This is a genomic window from Sphingomonas sp. SP4, from assembly GCF_058313375.1.
In genome coordinates this window covers 1,098,534-1,125,322 of sequence record NZ_JBZFLE010000002.1, presented here as the reverse complement: position 1 = coordinate 1,125,322, position 26,789 = coordinate 1,098,534, and the positions used below count along the sequence as shown (strand labels likewise).

General features: G+C 58.1%; 27 protein-coding genes. 14 read left to right on the top strand and 13 right to left on the bottom strand.

The window, feature by feature from the left end; translation table 11 throughout:
* Positions 1–69 precede the first annotated feature (69 nt).
* The 4 genes from AC4GYV_RS15080 (at position 70) to AC4GYV_RS15065 (ending at position 4,285) form a co-directional block, all read left to right on the top strand.
* Positions 70–1,383, top strand: a complete 1,314-nt coding sequence (locus AC4GYV_RS15080; RefSeq protein ID WP_491101518.1) for a tyrosine-type recombinase/integrase — start codon at positions 70–72, stop codon at positions 1,381–1,383.
* A gap of 13 nt (positions 1,384–1,396) precedes the next feature.
* Entirely contained in the window at positions 1,397–1,546 is a 150-nt protein-coding gene (locus AC4GYV_RS15075; RefSeq protein WP_491101517.1) for a helix-turn-helix domain-containing protein, read from the top strand.
* The gene (locus tag AC4GYV_RS15070; protein ID WP_491101516.1) at positions 1,543–2,841 is read left to right on the top strand and encodes a hypothetical protein; all 1,299 of its coding nucleotides are present in this window, start codon (positions 1,543–1,545) and stop codon (positions 2,839–2,841) included. Before AC4GYV_RS15075 ends, AC4GYV_RS15070 begins: the two co-directional genes overlap by 4 nt.
* Positions 2,842–3,241: 400 nt before the next feature.
* Positions 3,242–4,285 (top strand): hypothetical protein, encoded by a 1,044-nt coding sequence (locus AC4GYV_RS15065; RefSeq protein ID WP_491101515.1) that lies wholly within the window; start codon positions 3,242–3,244, stop codon positions 4,283–4,285.
* A gap of 78 nt (positions 4,286–4,363) precedes the next feature.
* On the opposite strand, the gene AC4GYV_RS15060 is transcribed toward AC4GYV_RS15065, so the two are convergent.
* Positions 4,364–6,355, bottom strand: coding sequence for a KAP family P-loop NTPase fold protein (locus AC4GYV_RS15060; protein WP_491101514.1), 1,992 nt, complete (start codon positions 6,353–6,355; stop codon positions 4,364–4,366).
* A gap of 86 nt (positions 6,356–6,441) precedes the next feature.
* The gene (locus tag AC4GYV_RS15055) at positions 6,442–7,446 is read right to left on the bottom strand and encodes a restriction endonuclease (protein WP_491101513.1); all 1,005 of its coding nucleotides are present in this window, start codon (positions 7,444–7,446) and stop codon (positions 6,442–6,444) included.
* Positions 7,447–8,014: 568 nt separating this feature from the next.
* On the opposite strand from AC4GYV_RS15055, the gene AC4GYV_RS15050 reads away from it, so the two are divergent.
* Together AC4GYV_RS15050 and AC4GYV_RS15045 are read left to right on the top strand one after the other, a co-directional pair.
* Positions 8,015–8,275, top strand: a complete 261-nt coding sequence (locus AC4GYV_RS15050) for a thermonuclease family protein (protein ID WP_491101512.1) — start codon at positions 8,015–8,017, stop codon at positions 8,273–8,275.
* Between the two features lie 129 nt (positions 8,276–8,404).
* On the top strand, positions 8,405–9,142 hold the full coding sequence (locus AC4GYV_RS15045) for a DUF4145 domain-containing protein (protein ID WP_491101511.1): 738 nt from the start codon (positions 8,405–8,407) through the stop codon (positions 9,140–9,142).
* Between the two features lie 281 nt (positions 9,143–9,423).
* Here the strand turns inward: AC4GYV_RS15045 and AC4GYV_RS15040 are convergent, their stop codons facing one another.
* Together AC4GYV_RS15040 and AC4GYV_RS15035 are read right to left on the bottom strand one after the other, a co-directional pair.
* Positions 9,424–9,642, bottom strand: coding sequence for a hypothetical protein (locus AC4GYV_RS15040; RefSeq protein ID WP_491101510.1), 219 nt, complete (start codon positions 9,640–9,642; stop codon positions 9,424–9,426).
* Positions 9,643–10,106: 464 nt separating this feature from the next.
* Positions 10,107–10,319: a helix-turn-helix domain-containing protein gene (locus AC4GYV_RS15035; protein ID WP_491101509.1), complete on the bottom strand. Its 213-nt coding sequence runs from the start codon at positions 10,317–10,319 to the stop codon at positions 10,107–10,109.
* 552 nt (positions 10,320–10,871) lie between these two features.
* Here AC4GYV_RS15035 and AC4GYV_RS15030 point away from each other — a divergent pair.
* Together AC4GYV_RS15030 and AC4GYV_RS15025 are read left to right on the top strand one after the other, a co-directional pair.
* Positions 10,872–11,519, top strand: a complete 648-nt coding sequence (locus AC4GYV_RS15030; RefSeq protein ID WP_491101508.1) for a recombinase family protein — start codon at positions 10,872–10,874, stop codon at positions 11,517–11,519.
* Between the two features lie 195 nt (positions 11,520–11,714).
* Entirely contained in the window at positions 11,715–12,611 is an 897-nt protein-coding gene (locus AC4GYV_RS15025; RefSeq protein ID WP_491101507.1) for a DUF6602 domain-containing protein, read from the top strand.
* 33 nt (positions 12,612–12,644) lie between these two features.
* Here the strand turns inward: AC4GYV_RS15025 and AC4GYV_RS15020 are convergent, their stop codons facing one another.
* From AC4GYV_RS15020 to AC4GYV_RS14995, 6 genes are all read right to left on the bottom strand, one after another.
* Complete coding sequence (locus tag AC4GYV_RS15020; protein ID WP_491101506.1) at positions 12,645–12,950, bottom strand: hypothetical protein; 306 nt, start codon at positions 12,948–12,950, stop codon at positions 12,645–12,647.
* Positions 12,951–13,283: 333 nt separating this feature from the next.
* Positions 13,284–13,835, bottom strand: a complete 552-nt coding sequence (locus tag AC4GYV_RS15015) for a hypothetical protein (RefSeq protein WP_491101505.1) — start codon at positions 13,833–13,835, stop codon at positions 13,284–13,286.
* Positions 13,836–13,986: 151 nt separating this feature from the next.
* On the bottom strand, positions 13,987–14,721 hold the full coding sequence (locus AC4GYV_RS15010; RefSeq protein ID WP_491101504.1) for a M48 family metallopeptidase: 735 nt from the start codon (positions 14,719–14,721) through the stop codon (positions 13,987–13,989).
* A complete protein-coding gene (locus AC4GYV_RS15005) occupies positions 14,721–17,762 on the bottom strand; it encodes a type I restriction endonuclease subunit R (RefSeq protein ID WP_491101503.1) in 3,042 nt (1,013 codons plus the stop codon). Before AC4GYV_RS15005 ends, AC4GYV_RS15010 begins: the two co-directional genes overlap by 1 nt.
* Complete coding sequence (locus tag AC4GYV_RS15000) at positions 17,759–18,970, bottom strand: restriction endonuclease subunit S (RefSeq protein ID WP_491101502.1); 1,212 nt, start codon at positions 18,968–18,970, stop codon at positions 17,759–17,761. The genes AC4GYV_RS15005 and AC4GYV_RS15000 overlap by 4 nt, the downstream gene beginning before the upstream one ends.
* Entirely contained in the window at positions 18,960–20,459 is a 1,500-nt protein-coding gene (locus tag AC4GYV_RS14995) for a type I restriction-modification system subunit M (protein WP_491101501.1), read from the bottom strand. Before AC4GYV_RS14995 ends, AC4GYV_RS15000 begins: the two co-directional genes overlap by 11 nt.
* A gap of 329 nt (positions 20,460–20,788) precedes the next feature.
* Here AC4GYV_RS14995 and AC4GYV_RS14990 point away from each other — a divergent pair, with 329 nt between their 5' ends.
* From AC4GYV_RS14990 to AC4GYV_RS14980, 3 genes are all read left to right on the top strand, one after another.
* Positions 20,789–22,477, top strand: coding sequence for a hypothetical protein (locus AC4GYV_RS14990; RefSeq protein WP_491101500.1), 1,689 nt, complete (start codon positions 20,789–20,791; stop codon positions 22,475–22,477).
* Positions 22,478–22,631: 154 nt separating this feature from the next.
* Complete coding sequence (locus tag AC4GYV_RS14985; protein WP_491101499.1) at positions 22,632–23,486, top strand: hypothetical protein; 855 nt, start codon at positions 22,632–22,634, stop codon at positions 23,484–23,486.
* Entirely contained in the window at positions 23,483–23,830 is a 348-nt protein-coding gene (locus tag AC4GYV_RS14980) for a thermonuclease family protein (RefSeq protein WP_491101498.1), read from the top strand. The genes AC4GYV_RS14985 and AC4GYV_RS14980 overlap by 4 nt, the downstream gene beginning before the upstream one ends.
* 806 nt (positions 23,831–24,636) lie before the next feature.
* On the opposite strand, the gene AC4GYV_RS14975 is transcribed toward AC4GYV_RS14980, so the two are convergent.
* Entirely contained in the window at positions 24,637–24,831 is a 195-nt protein-coding gene (locus AC4GYV_RS14975; RefSeq protein ID WP_491101497.1) for a hypothetical protein, read from the bottom strand.
* A 137-nt stretch (positions 24,832–24,968) separates the two neighbouring features.
* Positions 24,969–25,292 carry an excalibur calcium-binding domain-containing protein gene (locus tag AC4GYV_RS14970; protein ID WP_491101496.1) on the bottom strand — a complete coding sequence of 108 codons (324 nt, stop codon included), beginning with the start codon at positions 25,290–25,292 and terminating at the stop codon, positions 24,969–24,971.
* Positions 25,293–25,417: 125 nt separating this feature from the next.
* Here AC4GYV_RS14970 and AC4GYV_RS14965 point away from each other — a divergent pair, with 125 nt between their 5' ends.
* From AC4GYV_RS14965 to AC4GYV_RS14955, 3 genes are read left to right on the top strand one after another with little or no spacing between them, the layout of a single operon-like run.
* Positions 25,418–25,612, top strand: coding sequence for a hypothetical protein (locus AC4GYV_RS14965; protein WP_491101495.1), 195 nt, complete (start codon positions 25,418–25,420; stop codon positions 25,610–25,612).
* Positions 25,613–25,664: 52 nt separating this feature from the next.
* A complete protein-coding gene (locus AC4GYV_RS14960; protein ID WP_491101494.1) occupies positions 25,665–26,198 on the top strand; it encodes a hypothetical protein in 534 nt (177 codons plus the stop codon).
* A gap of 51 nt (positions 26,199–26,249) precedes the next feature.
* On the top strand, positions 26,250–26,429 hold the full coding sequence (locus tag AC4GYV_RS14955; protein WP_491101493.1) for a hypothetical protein: 180 nt from the start codon (positions 26,250–26,252) through the stop codon (positions 26,427–26,429).
* A 26-nt stretch (positions 26,430–26,455) separates the two neighbouring features.
* On the opposite strand, the gene AC4GYV_RS14950 is transcribed toward AC4GYV_RS14955, so the two are convergent.
* On the bottom strand, positions 26,456–26,704 hold the full coding sequence (locus AC4GYV_RS14950; protein WP_491101492.1) for a hypothetical protein: 249 nt from the start codon (positions 26,702–26,704) through the stop codon (positions 26,456–26,458).
* Positions 26,705–26,789: the final 85 nt, after the last annotated feature.

The window sequence follows — 26,789 nt, the reverse complement described above, 5'->3', positions numbered from 1 at the left end:
TGTCCCGGTATCCCAACTGAGTTGGGGGCATTTTTGGGGGCATGTGCGACTTCAAGGCTGGAGAAGCAGATGCCACTTACGGATGCTCAGGTACGCGTTTTAGCGCCCACGGGCCGGAACTATCGCGCCTACGATGATCGCGGTCTGTACGTTGAAGTGAGTCCGACCGGGTCGAAGCGCTGGCGATACAAGTTTCGTTTCGCGGGTAAGGAGAAGCGCCTAGCACTCGGTGTGTATCCGAAGATCAAACTGGCGGACGCCCGCAAGAAAAGAGATGCGGCTCGCCTCCAACTTGATGAAGGCAAGGACCCCTCGCTTGAGCGCAAGCGCGAGAAGGCCGGTAGACACCTTGCTGCTGCCAACACCTTCTCGTCAGTAGCTGAAGAGTTTATCCGTAAGCGTGAACGGGAGGGCCGAAAAAGCGCGACCATTAAGAAGATGCGCTGGTTCCTGTCCTTGCTTGAGCCCGCGATTGGCTCATTGCCTCTGAACGAAATCGATCCCTTGCTAATGCTGGCTCCTCTGAAGCAGCTGGAAGAGCGGGGGCTCCTCGAAACAGCCAAGAAGTCGCGGAGCTTTGCCAGTCAAGTATTCCGTCATGGAGCGGTGACTAGGAGGCCAACATCGAACCCTGCTGACCTACTTAGAGGCGCACTGATCGCGCCGCAGGCCAAGCACTATCCCGCATTGCTAGACCGGGCTGGGCTCTCAGCGTTTTTCAGGTCCGTAGACCAGTATCAAAGCCCCGTCACCCGGCTGGCACTCAAGATTTTGCCGCACATTTTCCTGCGCCCGGGTGAAATCCGGCTGGCGACCTGGGACGAGATTGATTTCGACAAGGCAGTCTGGGTGGTACCCGCAAATCGAACGAAGATGGCTCGAACGCATTTCGTTCCTCTGACCACTACGGTAATCGACCTACTGCGCGAAACGCATCGACTCACCGGTCCAACGGGTTACGTATTTCCGTCAATACACACGCGTCGACGCCCCATGAGCGAGAATACTCTCAATGGCGCGCTCAGGCGGATGGGCTTCAGCAAGAACGAAGCAACCGCACATGGTTTCAGATCGACTGCTTCGACCTTCTTGAACGTGAGCGGTCAGTTCAGTGCCGACGCGATTGAAAGAGCGCTGGCGCACGCACCGAAGAACGCGGTTCGCGCAGCATACCATCGCGGTGATCACTGGGATGAGCGCGTTCGGATGGCACAGTGGTGGACTGATTTCCTCAACGATCTTCAAGCGGACGAGTCTGCGAAAGAGCAATTGCAATCAATTGCACGAAAGCTCGAACTTGACGCCATCTCTCAATCGGAGAGGCACGACTCCATGACTGACATCATGGAGTATCGCCTTGAGCACTCTAATCACGATTGCTGAATTTCAGCGCACAATGAAAGTCAGCCGATCCACGGTCTACCGACTGATGGAACGCGGCCAAATTCGGCACCTTCACATTGGGCGAGCGGTCCGCATCCCCTCGGAAGATGTCGAGGTCCTTCTCGAACAGCTGAGTTCAGCTGCAAAGCTTCGCCTGCCGTGAAACTCAGTCTCGAACACGCCTCTCTAGTAGTTGAAGAAGCAGCTGCTGGAAGCAGCTCATCCCCTCTCAAAACGAAGGCTAACGTGACTCTTACAACGGCTGAGATGAAGCAGCGCGCGAGGGCCTCGAAGGCCCTCTCGAACGCGCGTCAGCGCTGCAACAATCCGAAGAATAAGGATTACAAGTGTTACGGTGCAATGGGCGTGAAGGTGCTCATTGGCTCAGTGGATGAGTTAATTGCGTGCATAGGGCTGCCACCAACCGGCCATTCGTTGGATCGGATCGATCCTCACGGCCATTACGAGGCGTGCAATGTCCGATGGGCTACTAACGCTGTTCAGGCCAACAATAAGAAGGCCTCAAAAGGAGGTTCCACCGCCTCGCTCCAAACGTTGATTACTCAGAACAAGTTCTTGGTGAAGCAAGAAGAGCAGAGGCCGAAGAGTACTGCCGCGTGGTGTGCGCTCGTGGAGTCGTTCAGCCGTGGAAAGCTATCGGCATCACTGAATACTGAGTTGCAGGAAACCCTGGGACTCGCGAAGTCTGCTCATTCAACGTTCGCGACGCACTACGTCCAATTTGGCTGCGAGAAACAGATCGTCTTTCGGCTTCCCGCACTATCGCTGCCGCATTCCATAGTTGAAGCACGGGGACCGTTGAAGCACGCGCCTAGCGAAAAGCACGTCAGCCTTTTTCGGAAACACGGGCTCCTATTCGGCCTCAGCCAGTTAGAGAGCGGACTAAATGTGCCTGCCCAAAGCCGATCCGATATCGATGGACTTACCAAAGCCGACAGCGCCCCTGGGATAACGTTCGTAGGCCGCCCATCGAGCGATGATCTTCGAAGCGGTTGGTTCGAAGTGTGGATGCTCGCTGCGGCGAGCCGACTGGTGCATATAGGGATCGGAACGGCGTTCTTTCCGGCGCTCACTTGTCTAGAAGTGCTCACCGAACTCGGCGGCCCAAGCAAATGGGATTTTTACAGGCATCCGCTGCTGGATGCTCGATTGGTTTTCATTCCGGATTTTCAGCTTGATTGTGGCGCTTGGGGATTTCTCGATGCGTCACAATTTGCGACGCTAGAGAAGCTTCTCAAATACCGCCTGGTGAACGGACACAAGACCATTGTGGGAGTGCAGGCCCCAGGGAAGCTGCCTCCAAGGCTTCAGAAATTACTTTTGGGCGTGTTCAACGTTCGTGCGATAGCAAACGGAACGACGCCAGCGGCCTGGCATCATGCCAACGAAGGAAGTTTTGCAATCAATTGCACTAATTTTTCCGCTGAGGTCGCATGAGGCGCAAATCGACCGATGATCCAATATAACCTTTTGCGCTTGGGAAGAACTCTAGCAATCTACCAGACAGCTCCAGCGTAACCTTGGACCCAATCCTATCGGCAGTCGCTTGGACAAACCTCGGACAATTTTCAGACAATCTCGGACAGTTTTGAGCTGATCAGGCTGTCCGAAACCTGTCCGGGGGCACCAATAAAGAGTGTCCAAGACAGTGAATTTGGACACCATGAAGGGATTGGCGCAACGACGCCATAATTACCCAAATACGGAGTAAAAGTATCTTCGTTTTCAGACAGTTACAGCTTTGTGCAATTAATTGCACATTTTCTTTGATCGGCTGAAAACTTAGCTACGCTCAAGTGAGGGGTATCTCCGGTTTGAGCCTCCCGAAGGAGGTTGAATGTCCGCGAAACTGTCGCCGATTGATCTGCGATTGGACCCCTGGTCTGCCAGTTCCCTGCTGCAAAAGGCGATACGCCGGGGAGAAGGCGAACTCGCGCAATTGGCAGCCCGTGCCTTCCACCGATTTAGAGGACCCTCGATATGGCACCGGCTATGCACGATTGCCGTCGAAGATATCGGCGTTGGCGATATCGACCTCCTTCATGAGATAGTTCGGACGGGAACCGACAAAAAGCTTCGCTCAGTGCTCGCCGACGACTCAGAGCTAATCGACGGCCTGTGCGTGCGAATGGCGGCAGCGAAGAAAGATCGGTGCGCTGATTATCTATACTGCGCGGTCACCAAACTGCCTGAAGCCCAAATTGAGCGCGTTGCGCTCGGAGGAAGCAAAGTCGAGGAACTGTTTGAGATTGCAACTGACGACGCTTTGCCTTTGGTTCGGCGCGGCGTTTCAGTTCTTTTGGGCTGCGAAGTTGCAGAAGGTCGAAAATGCGAGACGGCGCGTCTCGAACGATTTCTGACCGCCATGGCGTTTGAGGAGCCTGATTTGGAAGACGCCGTGCGGCGTCTTTCCTTCACTAGAGTTCACCCATTTTACACCCTTCTGCCTCTGATCTCGTGCCTTCGGCGACGCTCATGCGCGCCGGCCACTGTCGTTGAAGATGAATTGCCTCCGACCGTCATCCTGAATGGCATCCCACTCTATACCTTCGATAAGCATACTGCGGCGGGCAAAGCTGCCATCGCGAAGCTTGTCACTGAGAACGTCAGGCTAAGGGCAACGCTTGGGAGGTGGGTACCACGAGACCGATGGGTAGAGGTGACGGAAATCGCCGCGTTCTATGCCGATGCTGCGCCGGTCGCTCGACGCCTGAATTGGCCGACCGGCATCCTGCTATCCGAGTTGGGCTTTACAGCAGACATGCTGGATGCGGGCTGTCAGATCGAAGGTATGGCTGATGTCCTGAGTTGCCTAAGGGAAACGCTCCCCGACCTAAATCGGTTAAGAAAAGGCGCGGCGTTTCGAGTTTGTGCGGCCTAGAGGGTATTCAGAAGCCAATTGGAGCTTTCACGGTGATCGATCAGATCAGGCATACCGCCGCGACGTTGTTTTGATTGATCAAAGGTGCTCTGGTGCATCTCCGTGTAACACTTGGGAAAGGCGAGTGACGCATTGTCGAAGCCACTCGTCATCCGGCAAAGCCATCCCTTGGAGGCGCTCCCGAAGCAGTTCCTCTGACACAAATCGCTCGATTACTCCTCGTTCGACGACCCACCCGGGTGGGACCATCAGGGCGGCGAAATTCACCAAAGCTTGAGGGTCTTCGAGCTGGTCCTCGGCTGTGCTCCTGAGCTCAGGCGTCCAGCTGTTCGATTGCTCTAGAGCGAAGAGGGCATCAGCATCCTGCGAACCGCTAAGCCACCGGCCGTTGAACACCCACTCGCGATAACGGGGTAGTTCCGCCGCTAATAGCTCCCGGGTTTGATCGCGGTCGAATATGGTAGGCCCACCCCGCTCCGCCTGCCCTTCGATCATTCCGAAAGCAAACATGTGATAACGCAATGTGTCTGGCACCAGTCCGAAGTCGCCTGAGGCTCTCAATGCCGAAATGATACTTTGTGCGCGCGCACGCTCGTTCTCCCCGCGCGCACCGAAATCGACTAGGATTTCACGAAGGTCTCGCCCGATACTCCGCCCCTGCGTTCTTGTGGGCTGATCCCCGCGATCAACTTCGGCTGCCAGGGCGAGCCAAGCCGCATTGTCGTGCTCTTGGGGCAACTGCGGAAGCAACCTGTAAACCTGGCCTGCGAAGTCAGAGAGCCTACCCGCCTCCCGATACCGAGATAGGGCTTCGACCGTTGGATTTTGCCAATATTGGAAAACATCCCGACGGGACACCTGGAATGGTGGGTCTCCGAGATACAGCATCGTAAGGAGGTTTCGCCTCTGCTGGACCCGTCCAAATCGTACTTGATCTTGGGCAGCTCCTTCCCGAAGAACGGGGAAGAGAAAGGTCAGCAGCCCACTGACGCCCTCGGTCACATTCCCGAACACTAGTGGAACAGTCGGGCGACCCTCCGGCCTGCCCCTTTCGATCATCCGAGCCATGCTAGCGGCGTCATTCACAACCGCATCCAGGTCATCCCCGATCTGGTCACGCACGGCTGCAGCTTTTGTGCAAAGAGCAGCATAGCAGAGGACGTCTATCGAGTTCACCTCGCCAGCAACCATTGGTTCCATGGCCGTAAAGCTGCTGAGAAGGCGCTTAATATCTCTCGGCGTATCCAAAACTGGCCATAGGCATTCAAATGCATCCTCAAAAAGCCGTGAGTCTCCTAGGTCCGCAGCGTATCCGGCGTCTTCCAACCCAGCGAGCAATAGCGTCCGGACCTCATCGACAATCAGAGGTCGGAGCGGCACGGAAAACTGAATTACCTTTTCGAGGTAAGCTGCGCCATTTGGAGCATTGCCGTCGCCCAGGGCGAGTTCAACTCGCTCGCGATCAAACGCCACCAAATAAGAGATATTTGGCAAATCTCCGATGGCCTTTATGACGCGGGCCATTGCACGGACCTCTGACGGCTCAACTCGGTCGAGCTCATCGACGAGCACCACCACCGCCGCCGTCAAGACCTTAAGGCGAGCCTCTAGCTGGCGCCGCCTTGCAAGTGCTGATCGCTCTTTCAGTCGAGGGATCAATTTCGCAAGGACACCACTTCCTGGAAATGCCGCACTGAGAGATGGCTCAATTGCTTCGCGATACTGGTGGAGCGCCAGCAAAACAGAGCGGAGATCGTCCTCAGGACTCGCGCCAAGTTGCTGATCGAGTTCTTCGAAAAATGCTTGAAGCAGATCATCGCGACCTTGGAAAACCCAAGGATTGAACTCGACGACGTACACATTGGCTAGTCGCGAAAGATCGTCATTGAGAAGTCTAAGGATGCTCGACTTGCCCGAGCCCCAAGCGCCCGTGAGCCCGACTGCAAGTTGCGTGGCGCGTCTACCTTCCGCTTGTCCGCTAATCAAAATGCGCCGCAGATGACCGATTAGCGGAGCTCTCGCCAGGCGATCATCTTCGAGTTTCGTGATCGGCGTGTCCGGCTTGCTCATTCAACTGAAGTAATCAGGTGTGCACGAAACCTCCAGAGACCTTGCGAACGCACCTCAGCGTGCGAACCGTCTTCGCTCAGTGATTGCTAATCTTTCGCTCCCACCAGCGGTCCGGGAATGTACGACCGCTTCAGCGGAAGTAACATCTGGTATCGCGGCTCAAATTTGTCGTAATGAGCATAGATTAGTTCGATCAAATCGCTGCCATCAATTAGCCGCAGGTTTGGCTTTGAACGCTCGTAGTTGCGCGCGTCAGGCGAGTAGCCGCCTAGCGTGACGAAAAGCCCTTTTTCCCCGTGCTCGATTGCGCCGTGCAGCCGCTGCACGTCAGGCCTACCAATGGTACCAAGCACCTGCTTACACTGCACCTTTATTATCGGCTCCTCGAAGCCAAGTTCGTCTCGATGCGCGATCACATCGACGCCACCATCACCCGAAGCTTGGGTCACCCTGGCGTGGTAACCCATGCAGACCAACAGATGGGCTACGAAGTGTTCGAACTGATAAGGCGTTTGGGAATTCTTCAGACGCTTAACTATGAAGTCCTCAGTGGACTCCTGAACCTGCGCGCTCACTCGTTCAGCGGTAGACTCATCAATGGCTTCAGGTTGGAGCGTTTCACCTTCTAAAGCCGCCGCGAACTCGTCCGCATTCGTGCTGACCTGAAAAAGAGTGAGGGCCGAGCCAATCTCGTTAAGGGCCGCCTGAGAGAACGAGGACCTCGGAATGTGCTTCAGCCACTTTACCCGCCTGAGATTGGGATACTGTCGGTTGATCGAGGGGTCGTAGCGGTAATCGCTATCGATGAGGCCGATGTTGACCATTCGGTCGGGCTTGGATGGATAGATTACTACGTCGCCGACTTTCATCTCCCGCGAGAACCGCAACAAAAGACCCGCACCTACTGGTATCTCTCCCGGCTTTGCTTGCGGGTACACGCGAGCATAAGCCGCTTTCATCCCGTCGCGATTATCGGGCAATTTGCTCAAGTCGCCCATTTGATCCCAGCCAATGGCGACAAAGCCTTCCTCGACTGGCGCAAGTCCAAACTCACGCGGCATGTGTATGCCCCAGAAAGTGCGATCTGACACGGCGCTCTCCCTCACAGGCCAGCGTAGCGAGGCAAGATTGGAAGGCAACGCACCACCTGCCTTTCCAAATCCGACCCACTGCGCTCGCGAGCTCAACGGGTACCGTCAGACACTAACCGCCCAGTAAGTAGCTTTGAAGTAGTCGGCGCGGATGAGCGAGCGATGGGCTAGGCGCAGGAACATTCAACTGGTGCGCCAGGGTCCGTGGACTCAGGCCGGACGCTACACGCCCACCCGATCAGCCAGGCCTTCGGGCGCGGCAATTCCGATCCTACTTGGGGCAGTGTTCGCTGGACTGTGTGGCGGCCTGGCTTGGACCAACTGGCCGCAGCAACGTGCAGGCGCGCCATCGGCTGCAATCGAATGGAATGCCGTTGCGTCTGTGCCGACGAGGACGCCCGATGCCGAGGACCTTGCGTGGCAGCATCGCGCCACAACTGCGGGCGCTAGCATGGTACCATCTCGTTCCGCTTCGTCAGCTCAGCGAACTTCTTTTGGCTTTTGTCACACAGGCGGCGGGGCGAACTGCGTTGTCGACGGCGATACGATCTGGATCGGCGGTCAAAATGTGCGAGTTGCTGACATCGATGCACCCGAGACACATGAATATCACTGTCCGGAAGAAAAGGCTCTCGGCGACAGAGCTACGCAGCGGCTGATCCAGCTCGTGAATAGCGGTCCCGTCACTTTGCAGCCGATTGATCGGGACGAGGACGTCTTCGGGCGCAAGCTAAGGATGGTAATGGTCAGCGGGGCTAGCGTCGGCGACACGCTCGTGGGCGAAGGTTTAGCCCGACATTACGAAGGCGGGCGGAAGCCTTGGTGCTAATGTCCGCAACAGGCGGAAAGCGGACAATAGCTTCCGTGGCCAACCTCTGACAGCGAGCGCAGCATTCAAGCGTTGGCCCGTCGCGGCGGTCGGCTTGCGCGCCGTCCGGATGGGCCGGTATCAGCGGTCATGGCTGACGCAGCGAAGAAGACGAAGAAGGCGCACTGTCCCACGTGCGACGGGGAGCGCACATGCGAAGTCCACGGCTCGGTCTACAAGACATGGGACTGGGAGGATAAGTCCGGCGGATACTCAATGAACGGAGGCGTCGACCATTCGCTGCTCGAGTGCAGGGGATGTGAGACGGTGTTCTACGAGACCGAGAGCTGGGACAGCGAGGATATAGACCACTACTACGACGCGTTCGGAAACGAGCAGATTGAGGCCGCAAAGACATTTGCGACCTATCCGAAGCCAGCGACGAAGACCAAGCCCGTCTGGTTCGAAGCCATGCAAAAGGCTGACCCACAGCTGCATAACATCTTGAGTCAGATGTACGTGGCTCATGATAACTACGCGCACATCCTGACAGCCATTGGGCTTCGAACGGCTTTGGACCGGGCGACGGAAGTTCTCGGTATCGACCCAACCAAGACGTTTGATGACAAGCTTAACGAACTTCGCGATGGAGGCTGGATTGGACAGACTGAACGCGATGTCCTCGGCGTTGTCACCGATGCGGGCAGCGCCGCTGCTCACCGTGGATGGGAGCCGGACAGCGGCGAAGTCACTGAACTATTGTCGTCGCTGGAAGTGTTCCTCCACCGCGCGTTCATCGTTGGTCAGAAAGCGCTGAGCATTAAGAGCAGCATCCCGGCCAGGCCCAAGCGCATGCAGCTAAGAAGCAGACGCCCTGAGAGGCGCTAAAGGCCTGGCAAAATTCCCCAGGCGGCGACCGGATGTTCACTAATTGTTCTGATCCGCATATGCGGGGAAGATGTCCACCAAGCACATCCGCACCGTTGCTGATCTTCTCCGCTACAGAGCCTTCCTCACCATCACTTGTAGCAGCTGCGGCAACACCAATACGGTTGGCGGCTTCGATATCTTGAAGGCATCCAAATTTAGCGATCTTCAGACGTTCCAGCGAAAGCTTAAGTGCTCACTCTGCGGAGCCAAGAACCCCAAGCTCGATACAATCATGCCACCTAGGCGCTAGGATCGAGTATGGTTCGCTTACCGCGAAATTCAATTTCGACGGGCGTGAAGCGTTCGCCCGAGCCTAAGAGGACAGCGGAGCGCCGGATCGCCTGGACCCGCCGCGCCGCATCCTCTGGCGACTTGGCCTGAATGCCGAGCATCCATTTGTCGCCGTCGAACTCATACGAGATAATGAACTCGCGCACCGCCATATAATCTGAACGCATCCGAGTGGGTTTTGGTGCAATTCCGCGTAGAGTGGAAAGTTGCCGCTTTGCTCAGTCCGGCTTCCAACCCCTTGGGGCCTTTTGGCTGCAGGGATGCCAATCGTAGTCAACCGGGTAGACACGATAATCCGAGTAGGCCCAGCAAATGCCCCGTCGTTCGAGTTCGCTCAAGATGTGATCACGTTCCCGGCAGACTGCGTCGTCGGGTGTGTGCTGACCTCCCCGACACTCCGTGTTCAGAACAGACCACTGGCGTTTCAACTCTGGGGTGCTTTGGAAATACTTCGGGGCAGCTTCTGCGCGCGCGGTAAGTGCGAACAGGCCGACAAGGATGAAAACGCGCATACTCATTTGCCCTCGCTACGCCGTGTGAGGATCGGGACTACCAAAGTGTTGGGAAGGCCTCAAAGGGATAACGCCGCCGCGCGAGGGCGAACCTCTGCGATGGGTTCGAAGCGGCGAGCCTAGTCGCTAGCTGCGAGAAGGATGGCTGGATCAATTCCCATGGCCTCTGCTAAGCGACCGACTGCACGAACCGTCGGATTACGCAGCCCGCGTTCTAGCTCGCTAACATAGCTGCGCTTCATGCCAGCTTCTAAAGCAAGTTGCTCTTGGCTCATGCCGCGTGCTTGTCGTTGCTCACGCACATTCCGGCCAAGCAGGGCGACCAAGTCCATTTGGCTTCATCGCCAGAACACTCGCTTTAGGTCTGTCCCCCAATCGTGACATGTGCTTCGATCACTCGTTTCCATGGAAGGAGATGAGTGTGATGAAAATGCAAGTAGCAGTGCTAGCAGCCCTCGGTTTGAGTCCTGTCAGTGCGTCACCAGCGCCTGTTTTCTTGAAGTGTGAAATTGCCTACGTCGATGGCTCCAGTCGCGCTCACATTGACGTGAACCTAAACGAGAGCGCCGAAACAGCTGGTTTCACAATTGTCGAGACCGGCTACACCGTGCAGAAAATTCCCGCGGTCTTCGCGCCCGAGCAAGTGACTTGGGCGAATGAGACAACCAGTTATGCCGTGGATCGCTCCTCGCTCGCCCTCACAGAGATGCACTCAGTCGGAGGAATTGAGGTTCCTGATGCACGACGCACTGGCCAATGCGCACTGATGCGCCCGGACGCTAAGAGGAAGTTCTGACACTTCGACGATATGCCGCCTTTCTTATTGCTCTTTGCGGCTCATGTGAGACGATTTCTCACACAAACCACCATTCACCTGGGAAACAATGGCCGATTTTGTCGCTTACTTACGAGTCAGCACTCAGAGACAAGGTGCGTCCGGGTTGGGCATCGAGGCGCAACGCGGGGCCGTTCAAAGCTATGTCGAACAGGCCGGAGGCACTCTTCTTGAGGAGCATGTTGAAGTCGAAACTGGTAGCGGGAAGAGTCGACCCGTTCTTGTGCAATCAATTGCACAATGCCGCAAAAAGAGGGCCATCCTCCTTATTGCGAAACTTGATCGGCTCGCTCGAAATGTCGCCTTTGTGTCATCGCTGATGGAAAGTGGCATTGAGTTTGTTGCCGCAGATGCGCCCTATGCGAACCGGCTGATGATCCACATCCTCGCCGCGTTTGCCGAACACGAGCGCACGCTCATATCCGAACGAACAAAGGCCGCTTTAGCCGCAGCACGGCATCGGGGAGTGATCTTGGGACGGAATGGGCAAGTACTTGCAGCTCGCAACAAACAGGCCGCTCGCCTTTTCGCGGAAGAGTTGCGACCCTATGTCACCAAAGCACGGGCTGACGGCGCGGAAACCCTGGCCGAAACGGCGGCTGCGCTAAATGCATTCGACTGTCGGACACGAAACGGCTGCCTTTGGTCACCGTCCACGATTGCCCGTCTCCTCGCTCGCCTTTCCCATCAAATTTGAGACTGGTCCAGCTTGCCTTACAAGTTGCGAGCCGCTGCTTCGAAAGCCGTGGAGCGTTTAGCCCACGGACTGTGCAGAACAGTCAGTGAGCCCAGACATCAGGACGTGAGTTGCGGCTCGGCTGCAGTCCGCTACCAAGGAAGGTGAGCTGGTAAGCTGTTGGCGAAACCCGCAAACCTGTTCTAACGCCTGCCGATGTCGGTTCCACGTTTCTTTGATCTCGAGGCGCAGAAGATTGCGGCGGACGGTGAGCTAGTAGCACTCTTCACCTCGCATCCAGGTACGCTCGGTGCCTTCCGGGAAGCTCGATTGAGAACGTATCTACGTGACCACATCGGAAAGCGGCATGAGATAGCCTCGGGCTTCATTACCGATCATGATCCAGGAAGCACTGCGATTGTTGATCGGGCGTCGCGGCAGATCGACTGCCTCATCTATGATCCTTCCGAACGAGCACCACTTATTGCTGCTGACGCTTTTGTTGCTGTTCTTCCGCCCCATGTCGGTGGCTTCGTCGAGGTGAAAAGCGATCTGGGGATCGTCAGAAATTACAAGGGCGAGGTAACCTCGGAGGAGTTTCCACACTTAGACCGAAAAGGTGCTTTCCGCTGGTCTGGCACGCTCGTGGACGCGCTTCAGAATGTCAAAAGTGGCATCGAAGTTATGCGGCAGGCTACTGTTGCCCGCGAAGACTACTTCGTCGGGATATTCGCTTACGACGGCAATGGCCTCAACCAGTTCGAGGAAGCGCTTTCGTCAGGTCAATTGCTCAGTCAGTTGGGCATTAAGGACATCGACGATCTGCCCGATTGCATCTGCATAGTGACACGCGGCTGGTGGAGTTTTTCGCCATACGAGTGGAACGATGTCTGGGGCGACGACTATGACCCGGCGATCAGCTACCTCCTTTGTATTTCCGGTGATGATCTAGGTGGCGCGCCACTTCAGCTCTTCACATCTTACCTAGCGCACGTGTTTGACCAGCGCGCAAAGCTCGATCATCGAACCGGAGGACTGCGGTCGTTTGCGGGTCGTCAGGCCATCGTGAAAAACACGGCCATTGCGTTGCCTTGCCCTGGAAAGAGGCCATAGGGGCACCGGAGGCTGACCAGTCAGTCTCTACGTTCAGCGCCTCTGCGAAAGGGCTCGTTCGAGGACTTCCATCTGGGCTGACACGCCGAGACAAAGTGCTCCAGCGTAACTGTGCATGGACGCATCTTTGTTTGGCCACGCTTCGCTTGAGGTCTCGTCCCAGACTCTCATCCGGCCATATAGCTCGCGAATGGAGACAAAGGCTTCCAGCGCCTCGTCAGATTGAATGTCGTGGATGGGACAGGACGCCATAAGATCGTCAATCACCTGCCATTGTGGCACCCACCATTCGGAGAACCGCGCATTTTCATCGAATGCTCGCGTGACTACTGTCGTCATCAGCTCCCCCGCCATTCGAGCAGAAGCTAGGACGGTTTGACGCGCGCGGTCCCTCGCGAGCCGCCGTTCAAACAATACGGGGAACGAGACCGCCACAATCGCATAGAGACTACCAATCGCTTGGACCCAGCTGGCTAGCCCGCCATTCCGACTGATCCAAGGAGACGAATTATTGAACCAAAGGAGCGCAATCAGAAGCGATGAACCGGTAAGGACAAGTGCGCCGATTGCACTCACACGCGGCAGCGCTCGTTTACCGATGCCAGAACCACCCTGTTCCATCCTAAGTAGCTTGCCGGCTTGAGCCGTAGTGGGCAACTGGAAGTGAGGTAATCAGGCCACGAGATCGAGCGATAGCTTCGAGCTGTGGAGCCAACCAACCCATAGCCACAGGAAGTGGAGAAAATGCTCCTCGGTGATGCGTAAATGCCGGAGTTTTTCTGGCGGCATGGTTGTGTCTCCGCGTGGGTACTTTGCGCTGGAGAACGCAATCATGGCAGCGTTCGCGCCGCGAGTGTGATGGCCGTGCCTGTCGAGATAAGTCACGCCCCCATGAGCAAGTGCGTTGCGGAGACACTGCGCCCACTGTTCCGCGGACATCTTCGACGCAGCCATAACTGCGTCTTCGGATTGAAGTCCTCGTTGTGCATCGCGTGGGAACTCGTTCGCCAAGTTCAGGCCATCCGGGTAGTCGTGCTCGAAGAAACGCCAATGATCGGCTCGATAAAACGGAGCCTTTGAGAAGGGGCGCTGTCCTAACGCTTCATCGACCGCAGCGGCTAGCTCTGGCGAAAGCGCTCGATCATCCATGTATCCCTCTTCGCCCCTACTGGCACGCTCGCGATGACGCTTCACCCGCTCCAGCGGGAGCGTGATGATCGGCATTGCCATTGCGAAGAGGAAAGTGGTTGTTAGCGGGCCAAGGTCCTCTTCCCCCGGAACAAAGGTCTCACGCACTTGCGGCAGGAGCTTGTCGATCAGAAGGAGGCAGCGCTCCGGAAGCTCGCTGCTAAAGTGAACAGGTGTCCCCATCACTTCACCATTTCAGAAAGTCGTCGGACAGGATCGACTGGTTCGCCTCAAGCCAAGCCTTCGGTCGCTCGTAGTCGGGCATTAGCGATTTCACCAACATCCAAAAGTCGCGTTCATGCGTGCGATGCCGAAGGTGGGCGAGTTCATGGGCGACCACGTATTCGAGCACTTTTCGTGGCGCGAAGATCAAGTGCCAGTTGATCAGGACGTTCCCTCCTCGCCCGCACGATCCCCAGCCGCTGGCAAAGTCCTTTGCTCGAATTGATCGTGGGGTGAGGCCCAAGCGTTTCCCAATGGAGGCGGCTGCGTTGTTCACGTCGCGACGGGCAGATTGCTTGAGCCAGAGCTTTAGCTCGCTCGCGATCAAACGATCCGGATTAGCGTCCGCCCATTCGGGCAAATCAACGGTGAAGCCGTTTCGATAGATGATCTCAATCCGCTGCGCGTCCGTCCGGCGCACCGTCAGCGGCATTTTTCGACCTCGGTAGGGCACCTTGGAGCCGGTGCTGAAACGAGGAACGCCGTGACGACCCGCTGTGACAAATTCCATTTCTCGAACGGCATCGAACAGCCATCGCCGCTTGCGGTCCAGAAACCCCGCGATCTCATCTTCGTCATCGGTCGTCAGCGCGAGCACGTCGACGTGGCCCGGCGTTACAGTGATGCGGCGCTCCGAGGCAGTTGCAGAGCGGCGAAGCTCATAAGCTATTTCTTTCCGCCCTATCTGGAGCGTCGGCATTAGGCTTCCCCGTAGGCATGGATGGCGAAGTCCTCGACCTTCTCGCGGATGACTTGGGTTTCCCCGATGCCATGCTCGGTCAAGATACGCCGGACCTTCTGGCGCAAGCTACGCAGGTAATCATCCATGTGCGTGAAGGCCGGCTGCGTCGCCGCTGCGTCAGAATAGACGGCTCCAATGGCGATAGCCGCGTCCTGCAAGGTCGCATGATCCGCGTTGGACAAGACGGCTTCCATGATCCGTAAGATCGAAAAGGCGTGCTCATCCATGCCAAGATCGGCATGCGCACCCTGTTCCGCCTGTATTTCGTTTGCCAGTGCCTCGAAGTCGCGCAGGCCATCGACGGCTGCAATCTGGCCAGCCTCGAAACGGCGAATGATCTCCATTACCCGCTCCGAGAAGCGGCCGTATTGCGCCGGGTTCTTGTCAACCAATTCTCGGGTGACGCGGCGAAGCTCGGACGACTTGCGCACGAACGCTTCCTGCAACTGCTCCTGGTCCTTGCCCTCGATGGAGAAGTCATCGGCGAATTTCGGATCGGTGATGTTGCGCAGACGAATAGTGGTCGAAAGGCCAGTCGCATGGACGTGCTGTTCCAGCATCTCCCTGATCTTCCCGGAGTAGCTCCGATGATCGAGGCTCTCGTCCTTACTGATGGCTTGCGTCGCGAGACGCAGAAAGGCGGCTGCCCATTTCACTTCGGCGGTGAAGTCGAGGATGGCGGGATCGGGGGATAGGTCTGCATAGACCTTGATAAAGTCGCGGATTAGCCGGTGGAACTCGAACCAGTCGTCCTCCTGCCCCTGCGCCACGAGAGCGGCGGCAGAATACGCGGCGGCCTTTTCGTCCAGCCCGTCGAGTTTCATCGCCCGTTTCTGCGCTCGATAGCGGGCCTGGGCTTCCTTCAAGTCGTTTCGCAATATGGCGATGTCGCTCATCGCGTGTTCGACGTCTTCGGAGCGGTAGGACTTCAGCGCCTCGTCGAGATGGTTGGTGACGCCGATGTAATCGACGATCCGCCCATTTGGCTTTTCGATGGTGCCGCCTCCGCCACCGGTGAAAGCATGGGTCCTGTTCGTCCGGGCGATGGCTTGCAGTAGGTTGTGCTCCTTCAGCGGCTTGTCGAGATACATGACATGCTCAATGGGTGCGTCGAACCCAGTGAGCAGTTTATCGCAGACGATAAGGAAGCTGGGTTCCTGCCCGCGTGCCTTGAACCGCTTCTTTGCGTCTTTCTCGGCAGCATCATCGAGAAAATGCGCCTCCAGTTCCCCTCGTAGTGCGGCAATGTCGGGGTTCTCGCTGGGCTTGTTGTCCTCTTGGCTCTGGGAATAGACGCAGGCAATCATGGCGTCGGCTTTGGCTTGTGCTGCTTCGGCGTCCATGCCGTCGCGTTCCAACTCGGCGGCTATTACGGCGGAAAGAGCGGCCCGGTAGAGGATCACCGCCTCCCGATCCACGGCTACGATCTGCGCTTTGTAGCCGTCGGGCTGGCAGACCACCTTGAAGTGCTCCCAAATGTCGAGCGCGATCAAGCGCACACGCTCTGGGTGCTTGGCAATGGTGGCGAGGGTTAGGCCCTTGCGCTTGAGTTCCTCGCGCTTGTCGTCAGGCAGGTCCACGAACCACCGGTCGAACAGGATGTCGATCTCGGCCTCGTTGATCGCCCAATCCGTTTTGCGACCTTCGTAGAGGATCGGCACAGTCGCACCGTCGCGCACGGCATCGTCGATCCCGTATTTGTCGAGATAACCTTCCCCCGCGACGCTAAACCGGGCGTAAGTGTCCTTGTCGCTGGATTTGATGGGCGTGCCCGTGAAACCGTAGAAATGGGCGTCCGGCAGGGTCGCTTGCAGGAACGCGCCCAAGTCCTTCTCTTGCGTGCGGTGGCACTCGTCCACCAGAACGATCCAGTTGGCCGAGTTGGGGATCGGTTCCTTCGATCCGGCGAACTTGAAGATGGTGGACAGAAGGATTTGTCCGTTGCCCCCCCGGTTCACCGCTTCGCGCAGCGCCGTCACCGATCCGCACTGCACCGGGTTGGGCAGGCCACAGGCGACGAAGGTCTTGCTGATCTGGTCGTCGAGATCGATCCGATCAGTCAGCACGAGAATGTTGGGATTGGCGAGCGTCGGCGCATCGAGTGTCAGGTGGGTCTTCAACTTTAGGACAAGGAACACCATCGTCAGGCTCTTGCCGCTGCCCTGTGTGTGCCAGATCAGCCCCTTCCTGTGCCGTCCCGATGCAACCCGTTGCACCGCCTTGTTGACCGCCCGAAACTGCTGATAACGGCAGATTTTCTTGATCTTGTTCCCGCGCTCGGGGTCCACCTCGAACACAATGAAGTGCGCGAGCAGGTCGAGCAGGCGCGACGGCTCGCACAGGCACCATAGGTCTTTCGCCAGCGCGTCGGAAAAGTCATCCCGGCTTCGCGGCCAAGCGTCAGGCCACGGGCCGTAGAACTGCGCTGGCGAGCCGGTCGCGCCATATTCAGTGTGCATCCCGTCTGTCAGGACGTTGAACGCGTTGGAATAGAATAGGCGGGGGATATCCCGCTCATACTGACGGATTTGCTCGTGCGCCTCGTCGCCAGTCGCGGTGCGCTTCAACGGAGATTTGGCCTCGATCACCACCAACGGGATGCCGTTCACGAACAGCACCATGTCGGGCACGCGTGGGCGTTGCGCAGCGACGCGGAACTGGCCGGTAACGTGGAAGAAGTTGCGGTTAGGGTTCTTGAAGTCGATCAGCGCAATCGGTCTGTCGCGGTTGTCGCCGGACAGGCGGCGCGAATACCCGCCGCGCAGCTTGCGCTGCCACTCTTCATTATCGGACAGTGTGGCTAGATCGTTGTAGATCGCCTCGGCATCCCCCGCGCCGATGTTGTTGAGCTTGCACAGCGCCTCTATCAGCACTGACTTGAGGACGACCCGGTTCTCCTCCTCGCGCATTTCCAGCGCCTTGGCTGAGGAGAGCACCGTCCAGCCTATCGCCTCCAACGCATCGAGCGCGGGCTTCTCGGCGAGGCGGTATTCGTTCACACAGGCACCCGCACGCGACCCGATAAAAGGTCGGCAGTGAGAGCTGCCTTGACGGCCTGATAAGCTTCGCACGACCGCTTCGCTGCATCGCGTGCTGTACCGACGTCCTCCAACAGCCCTGCAATACGGACCTGTTGCTCCAGAGTCGGGAAGCCGAACTTGAGCTTACGGAAGGTCCGCTGCTTGATGCCTTTTGCGGTCGAGCCGGTAGCATGAGACCAAATCAGGCGTTGTGCCGGCTTCGAGAGAAGCAGCCATTTCAGAAACTTTGGATCAAGCGCACCAGTCTTTGGGACGAGTGTCAGCGTTCGCTGGCCAAGAGCGGCGCGAATGTTGGGAAACTCCGCGACATTCCCGAGCGGAGCTTCCGTCGTGAACATGATATCTCCGGTCTTGGGAAGCCCTCGACGCATCCAACCATCGTAGTCATCCTCAGAGATGTATTCGCGAGGCTCGAAGTCGAGATAGCCAAACCGAACGTTCTTGGCTGTAAGGAGCGGTATTCCATAATCCGACTTTGGCGGCGGGACACCCCGATAATCTATGATGTTGTCGAGTAAGTCCTCTAGAGGGCGGTGGGGCCACCCATCACCATCTTCCGAACACGGTGCCGCAAAAAGTTCGTCCGACAGCGCAGCAAGCGTAAGCTCGGATTGGCGGAGCGCTGCTTGGCTTGCGGCAACTGCCTCATCAACTGACCGGAGCACCTTCGCGATGCGCCGCTGCTCGTCGAGTGGTGGGAGTTGCCAAATGAGCCGCCTCAAGTCCTTGGTCGAGAGATGCTTGACGGTCGTGCCACTAATGGTTTGCTCAAGTTCCAAAAGTGCGGGCTGCACCCGGTAGAACAGGTAACCTTCGTCAATCGTATCTGGCTGGGCTGCCGATAACTTCAATACCCGCTGATTAAGTAAGGCCTTACCGCCCTGCCATCGCACTGCCGAGAAATCCCCGTCCATCCCTACCAAGATGTCGCCATGCTGCACCGTGAAAGTTTCATCATAATCGCCGACGTAGCGGGCTGCGGTAGTCGCCTGGCCGAGATCACGGATACGGATAAGCGGAAGTCCTGCGCCTGACTCGGAAGTAAAGTTTTCCGATTTGAAGGCGAAGCCGGGAAGCATTGCCACAACATCAGCAACGCTGACCTCATCCCACTCCGCTGTCGGTGCCTCGGCGTCCCAAACGAGCTGAGCCGCCTCACTCGACATAGCCAAGCCTCTTGAGGTGCTCGAACATCACCGCTTCCGCGTCGTTGCGCTTAGCGATCAGGTCTTTCATCTTGGTGACTTCCGCCGCAACATCGACCGCCTCGGCATCTGCGACGGTCTGCACATAACGGCTGATGTTGAGGTTATGGCCGCTTACGGCAATCTCCTCGACCGGGACTACGCGCGCCAATCTTTCGACATTGGCAAAGCGGTGAACAGCATCAGCCAAAGTGCGAACATGTTCGTCGGTCAGGAAGTTCTGCGCCTTGCCGGGCTGGTAAGTGGCATCGCCGTTGACGATCAGGACTTTGCCCCGCCGCTCGTTTGGCTTCTTCTTGCGGCACACTAATAGGGCGGCAGGGATACCGGCTCCGTAAAACAGATTGGGTGCGAGGCCCACGACCGCTTCGATCACGTCTGCGGCTAGCATGGCCTCTCTGATCCGCCCCTCAGCCCCGCCTCGAAACAGGACACCATGCGGCACCACTACCGCCAGCATCCCGTCATCCTTTAGGCTAGCGAGCATGTGCTGCACGAAGGCAAGGTCGCCATAGCCTTTGGGCGGGCAGCCATATTCGTCGCGCCCGAACGGATCGCCGTTCTGCCAGACATCGTAGCCCCACACCTTTTCCGAAAAGGGCGGGTTGGCCAACACGCGGTCGTAGGCCCCGACGCCATGGACAAAATCCCGCGCCTTGGGATCATATCGCTTGGGGGAAAGGATAGTGTCCCCCTTGGCAATGAAGGCGTCGTCCACGTCGTGCAGGAACAGGTTGATCTCGGCGATGCCCCACGTGGCGAAGTTCTTTTCCTGCCCATAGAGAGACAGGCTGCGCGCGTTTTCACCCCGATCCTTAAGATACTGCACCGCCTCCAACAACATGCCCGCCGAGCCGCAGGTGGGATCGTAGATCGACATGCCGGGGCGCGGCTCCAGTATCTCGATCATCAGCCGGACGATCTGGCGCGGCGTATAGAACTCACCGCCCTTCTTGCCCGCGCCCTCGGCGAACATCTTTATGAGGTACAGGTAGGCGTCGCCCAGCATATCGGCTGGCACATCGGCATTGCGAAGACGATGCTTCTCGAAATGGGTGAGCAGCTTTTCCAGCAGGGCGTCAGAGAAGCGATCCTGATTGGCGAAATCTACTGACCCGAAGACACCACGCAGTCGCAGGTTGGCATCTTCGATGGCTGCCAACGCATTGTTGAGCCGCTGGCCGATCAGTGTGGACTGATGACGGACGGCCTCCCAGCGGTGCTCCTTCGGGATGTGGAAGCGGTGCTCGTCCGGGTCGGCAGCCTCCTCGCGGTCGCCAGTTTCGGCCAAGAGGGCCTCGAACTCCTCATCCCACACGTCGCACAGGCGTTTGTAGAAGAGCAGGCCGAAGATATATTGCTTGTAGTCCCCGGCATCGACCGTGCCGCGCAGAATATCCGCTGCGCCCCAAAGATGTCGTTCCAATGCCTGCTGGCTAAGTTTCCCCACGCTAGTCCCCTGCTACCCGCTGCGTCTTCTAACAACCGGTCAGAGGCCGACAAGGCGTAACCCAGCTAGTCAGATGCACAACCAACTCCTCAATGGACGAGGGAGTATGTTGGAGCCTTACCAACAGAGCGGGGGCATCTTTGGGGGCATTCTTAGCTTCGAAACGGCTTTGTCTATCGGAAACGAGGGTCCTCTCCTGGGCACCACTGCACTCCTACGTAACTGATAATTAAGAAAAACGGCGGACTAGAGCCACTTAGACGCGATCCGACGCTACAAAGCGGCGCTACAAAGCGCCCCGTTGGGGAGCACGTCTGGTGGGAGTTCAATTGCCTTATATTCGCCCGTTGAAGTCGGGCCGGTTAGAATACCGACGACCATTTCCTAAACAGCTACGCACTCATGTCGGGCGGAACGAACTCATCGTTTCCCTCCAGGCGAAAAGCATCACGGAGCCCGGCGCGCTGGCGCGGTATCGCGCTGCCAACGAAAACTATGAGCGGCTGGTAGCGAGCGCCCGAAAAGCCCTTGCCGCTTCGTTCGATGAACTGGACGCCGCCAAGATTGTCTGGCTGGCCGAGGCCCACAAGACTAAGCGGTTGGCTGAGGACGAACGCCAACGAATCATCGGCTCGGTGGACCGCAATTGGCATGAGGCCAACAAGCAGGGCTACGAGACCGTTCTGGAGGACTGTAGCGGACCCGAAATCCGAGACATGTTCAGGGATACGGCAGTTGCTCTAGCCGCCCAACAAGGGTGGTGTTTCGACACCCAGTCAGAGGCCTTCGCGAAGCTTTGCCGAGAGCTACTGAAAGCGACGCTGTCCGCAGTCGAGATACAGCTCGCCAGGGACAATGGAGTCCCGGTGGACACGCCGACAATCGCAGCCCCACCGCCTGGAGCTACAACGGTTCCCAGCAGCCCATACAAGGTCGGTGCCAGCTTCGTTTCATTGGCCCGCGAGGCGCTCGACCGCCCTGCCTTCGGCATCAGCGTCACCACGAAGCAGGCTACCATGACCGCGTGCCGGTTCTTTGAGGACCTTCATGGCCCCCTGCGGCCCGAGGCGATCACGCGAGCGCATGTGGCCTCTTTCATAGATATGCTGGGGCGGTCGCCCGGCAAGCGTGCACACAAGGAGCGGAGTTGGCCGCTGCCCAAGCTCGTGACCGCCTACGCGGGCAAGGAGTTCGCCGCCCTGTCGGTCAAGACGGTGAAGCAACATGTGGGGACGCTCTCGGCCATGTGGACGAAGCTCCAGGACATTGGCCAGATAGGCGAGACAGCAGGCAATCCGTTCTCCCGCCACAAGTTCCCCAAGGTCCGCCGCACCCAAAAAGAAGGTTTCACTCTCGGTGAGGTCCAGACCATCATCGACCTTCCGCTGTTCACGACTGGCGAGCGCCCACAACGCTCCAAGGGCGAGGCCCTCTATTGGGTTCCAATGCTGTTGTGGTGGACGGGAGCGAGGCCTGAGGAGATTTGCCAGCTCATCGTCACGGACCTTCGCCAGGACGATGAAACCGGCGAGTGGACGCTGACCATCACCGACGAAGGCGCACATCCGCGCAAGGGCCAGCGTCGTCTCAAGGCCGGTGATGGACGGCGAACCTTCCCTATTCCGCGCTTTCTCCTCCGCCTCGGTTTGCTGGACTACCGGGACTGGTTGATTAAGCACGGTGAGAGTGCGCTGTTCCCAAGGCTCGGCACGAAGGGCCAACGCAAGGAGCTGTTCGGCGGCTTCACGGAAAGCTGGGGTGCTTATTTGAGGAAGCACAATGCGCTCCCGCCAGGGAAGCTCCCAGCGCGCGAGTTCCGACATACGTGGACGACGGAGGCTAGGCGTTGCCGCGTTCCAGAGGACGCCAGAGCCTACATTCAGGGCCATTCGCGCACGCATCAGGGGCAGAACAGCCGCTACGGTTCACATGCCCCGCTCGGGGGCGAGATTCACAACATTACCTACGAGCGCATCGACTTTTCCCGCGTGCGTCCGTGGGTCAAACCATATGAATGATACAATGTAACATAATAGCCACAGCTCGCACCCAATCACCTCGCTTTTCGGCGGAATCAAGCCGCTGTTGGAGCGAAGTTGGGCCAGCCGAAATCTTATTAAATCCGCTGCTCGCCTGCAAAACGGGGATGCAGTCTGCATAGGTCAAACGAGAATGAAGTCTGTAGAAATGCCGCGTCGGGGAAGCTGGGCCAAGGACATGGCCCGCCTCACGAAGCTAGAGAAGAAACCACACCCCGTCGTCACTCCCGATCGCCTCGGTATCCACAACCTCCTTATCATGGATGCGCTGTTCCAACCTCGGGGCCAGAGCCTGGGGTTCTGCCCTGGTGCATCGGCCAAGCATGTCACGACAATGGCCAACGCGGTGCGTGACGGGCGACTATTGGACCCTATGGCCATCGTCGCCTTTGGGGATCGTTGGGTTCTCGTAGACGGCCACCATCGTCTTGCTGCTTACCGTGACGCGGCGTTCACAGGCGACCTGCCGGTCAGGGCCTACGATTGCGACAAGACTGGCGAGGACCGCGTAACGTGGGCAATGGCCCTCAGCACCGCCCTGAACGCCAAGGACAAGTTGGCCATGAGCGCCGACGACAAGAGTGACTCGGCGTGGCGGTTGGTCGTTCTCGTCGGTGATGACTTTTCAAAACGCCAGCTCGTGGATGCGACCACGGTCAAGGAGCGAACAATCGCCTACATGCGTGCCGTGCGGAAAGCGCTCCTTGGCGCGGGTTGGACTCAGGAGCGGCTATACGAGACGACCTGGAAATCGGCCCGGTGGGAGAACGAGCGGCTCAAGGGTAACGACAGCGAGCCAGACCCTGATGCGGAGGATAAGCGCTTGCGCCAATTGATGCGGAAGTTGTCCCCCGCGATTCAAGAACGGCTTCCCGCTGGTTTGCTTTTGGAAGCCCTAGAGCGGTTGCGGCCCGGCCTTGAGTTGGAGCTGGAAACGGCCATCCATTACGCCAAGGCACAGCGGCGAGACGAGGCCTTGGCCGCGTGATTGTAGATTGCCCCAGTGCCTACGTTGTGGACGGCGACACGCTCCGATGCGGTCACGAGCGCATCCGTCTCCTCGGGATCGACGCCCCTGAGATTGAAGCCTGTCCACGCTGGCGGACTTGCGTTCCGGGAGACGGCCAAGCGTCCAAGCGGAGCTTGATAGCCGCCATGACGATGGGTCCGGTCCGCTACCAGCCGGTCACTAGGGACCACTTTGGTCGTCAGGTAGCCGTCGTGTGGGCTGGTGGGGTGAACCTATCTTGCTGGCAGCTTCAGCGAAGCCAAGCAGCCTATGTGGCCAAGTGGGATAATGGTCGGCTGGTCGGTCGCGCCTGTGGTCGCTAGGCCGCTGGGCCGACGCCCACGGCATACATCAGGACAAGCGTCCTCAGAGCTGGGAGCATGACTCGCGGTCGCAGAGCCAAGCCCACGACTGCCGAGAACGCCAGCACCTGAGGTGTAACGTCCCCTAGTGCGGACAAAGCGGACAGTGGGCGAGCACAGCAGCTATCCCCGAAGCCGCGCTGAATAGAAGCGTGACAATCGCAATCTTCATGGTCGCCCCAACGATTACGGAATGGGCATATCACAGCGGTCTAGTGGATGGAAACGGACGCGCCGAGCCGCGCCCGTCCCCCTGTTCGCGGCCAGTCCATTCGGCTCGCTCCCAGACCTTGCTGGCGCGACCAAACCTACAAGGCAAGAAAAAGGGCGGCCCGTCCCTCCATCTCCCAGACCGCCCTTCTACAAGCCGGACTCGCGGGAGGGGGGTCCGACGATTTCCCACAAACAAGCCTGGTGCCTTTGGGTTCCTAAGGCTGTAGAACGAACACAGAACAGATTCGGGAAAATTGAACTCGATGCTCCGCCTTGACGACCCCAACGACAACCGTGGCCGAGGCTGGGTTCAGCTCACGGACGAGGAGCTAATCTCGCTGTTCTATCTCGGCTTGAAGCTCGCCCGCAGGTGCCATCGCCGTGACCTTACTGACCGAAACTCCATAAAGTCTGACGCGGCGGCCCAAGCCATCGCCAGGCACCTGATGGACCGAATGAGGCACTACGCCGTCTTTGGGGCCGCTCGCCCCATCAATGGGCCATCGTGTGGCCCGAGTGGTCACAGCGACTAGCTTCCCGAAAGGGGGACGGAGTCAGTCCCTTAAATCTAGGTCGCCCAGCGTGGTCACAAGTCGGTTACGTTCCCAGACCTCAACCTTCCGTGCGTCATGGTCGATTTGGCGAGCCTTTCGCACGGCCTGCTCGTCACTGTCCGCGTCAACCCAGTCGGCGAGGTCAATGCCACCCCGCTCGCTTAGGTAGTAGAGCCTGTAGATTTGTGAGGTCATAGGGTCGCTCCTGCAAATCAGCGGGAGCTTTCATTTACTCTCGGTCGCCGTCGAGCTGGGCTTACGGTTCGGCAATGTGTCCTCGCTACGCCCTTATTGTGGACTACGCACCAAAATAAGTGAGTCCGTAAAACAGGCTACATGCCTCGGTAGGGCTCACAAGCGACGCCATCCCCGTCTCCGTCCAGCTCCTGACGGTAGCCAGGTTGACCCTCGTTCAACGGCGCTACTCCAGCCGCCCGAGCTGCGGCACAGTTCGGGTAGTAGACCGGGAGCCCGAGAGCCCCCGTTGCCGCTGGTCCATCAGGGCCCGAGCGAACCTTGGCGGTGTTGACGATGGAGACGACCGCGAGGAGCAAGCAGCACCCGGCGAACAGCGGATAGGCGCTCAACGACCCCCGACGACGATAGGGGCGATGGTTGCCGCGTCGGCGTGGCTTGAAGGGGTGGCGGCTCGGCATAGGAAGTGCCGATAGCCGACTTGTGTAAATGGTCGGTTGAGCGCCGGAGGCTAATGTCCGTTTACGACCCATTGCGGACGTTGCAACGGAAGCTAATCTGCGCCCGGATTTCTTTGGGGATGCTTATGCAGGACATCCTACGCCGGTTTGAGATCGGCTTCGCTGGTGCGACCCTCGGTCTCGTTTTGGCCGAGGAAGTGTTTGGCGCGACGGGGGTTCGTTTGCCGCAAACGATCGCGTTGGGATTACTCCTGCTAACCGGCACGATCCGCATGGTGCACAACGCAGCCTACGGGCCTCGTGATATTGGCCAAATCTAACGTCCGATTTCGACCCATTGCGGACATTAGGCAGACGCGACAATCTGATCGAATGTGTCACTTCGTAACCTTGATTGCGCCCACCGATGACGTCGCCGCCGTCCGTTCAGTGATGGAGCGTCATGGTCGAGCAGCAGAACCGATAGACAATCCCTCGATCCGTAAGGTTCTGCGCGAAGGCGAGCGCCAATATCTGACTACTCGTGGGCATTGTGACTGCGGCACCGTCCTTGCGCCTCGCCATGACACGCCCGAGGCGTTCGAAGACAGGCTTGCCAAGGAAGAGGTTCGGATGAGGCGGAAGGGCTGGTCGGAGACCAAAATCACCCGGGCCATCGAGGACCGCCGCAAGGCTGATGCAAAGCCTAGCGGTCGTGGCTCAGACAGTCTCGCACTCTGGAACGCCGCTCTGCATGACCTCCGAGAGGAGCTAAAGCTTCCGTATGCGGGACTATTCGTCAGGTTCTATTCGGGAGCGATTGCCACCGAAGACTTCAGTGCCTCGCGTCGAGAGGTGACAAAGGGCGTGCCGTGGCAGGATGCGCTTGCGACGTTGGAACACGATGAGGTGACAATCCTCCGTTGATGTCTGCTTTCGACCCCTTGCGGGCGATCGGACCCAAGTTAAAGTTGCTATATGGACAAGCGCATTTCCCTGTATTCGCTCGTTGGCCTGCTTCTGGGGTTCTTCATCTACGATTGGCTCAAGGGTGGGTTCGAGAGCGCTTTGCGCGATGCGCCCCTTCGTGCCGGTATTCTGCTTGTTCTGGTAGGTATCAATTGGCTGGCTAAACGGCGTTTCGCTAGTAAGGCCTAACGTCCGCTTTCCACCCATTACGGACATTAGTGTCGCGGCGGCGTAAGGTCCCAAACGGTCGTGTAGTCGGGGTTCACGACGTCCTCCCTCGTCGCCCGTAGGCGGTATGTTCCAGGCTTGGCTGGAACGAAGGCCCTCAGGTCAGGTGGGAGGGTGTAGAACTCGCCCGAGCGGCTCCCCTCCAGCCTCAACGTGACGCCCTGCTCGGGATCCGTGCTCATCACCGTCCCGTAGAACTGATCCAGCCGCTCTCCGGTCGGCTCGTTGTGGGTCATGCCGACGAGGACGGTCGCGCCCACCAGCTTCTCCGCTCGGGCGTGTTCCCACTTGGGTCGGTCGGGGTTCTTGTCGGACGGGCTC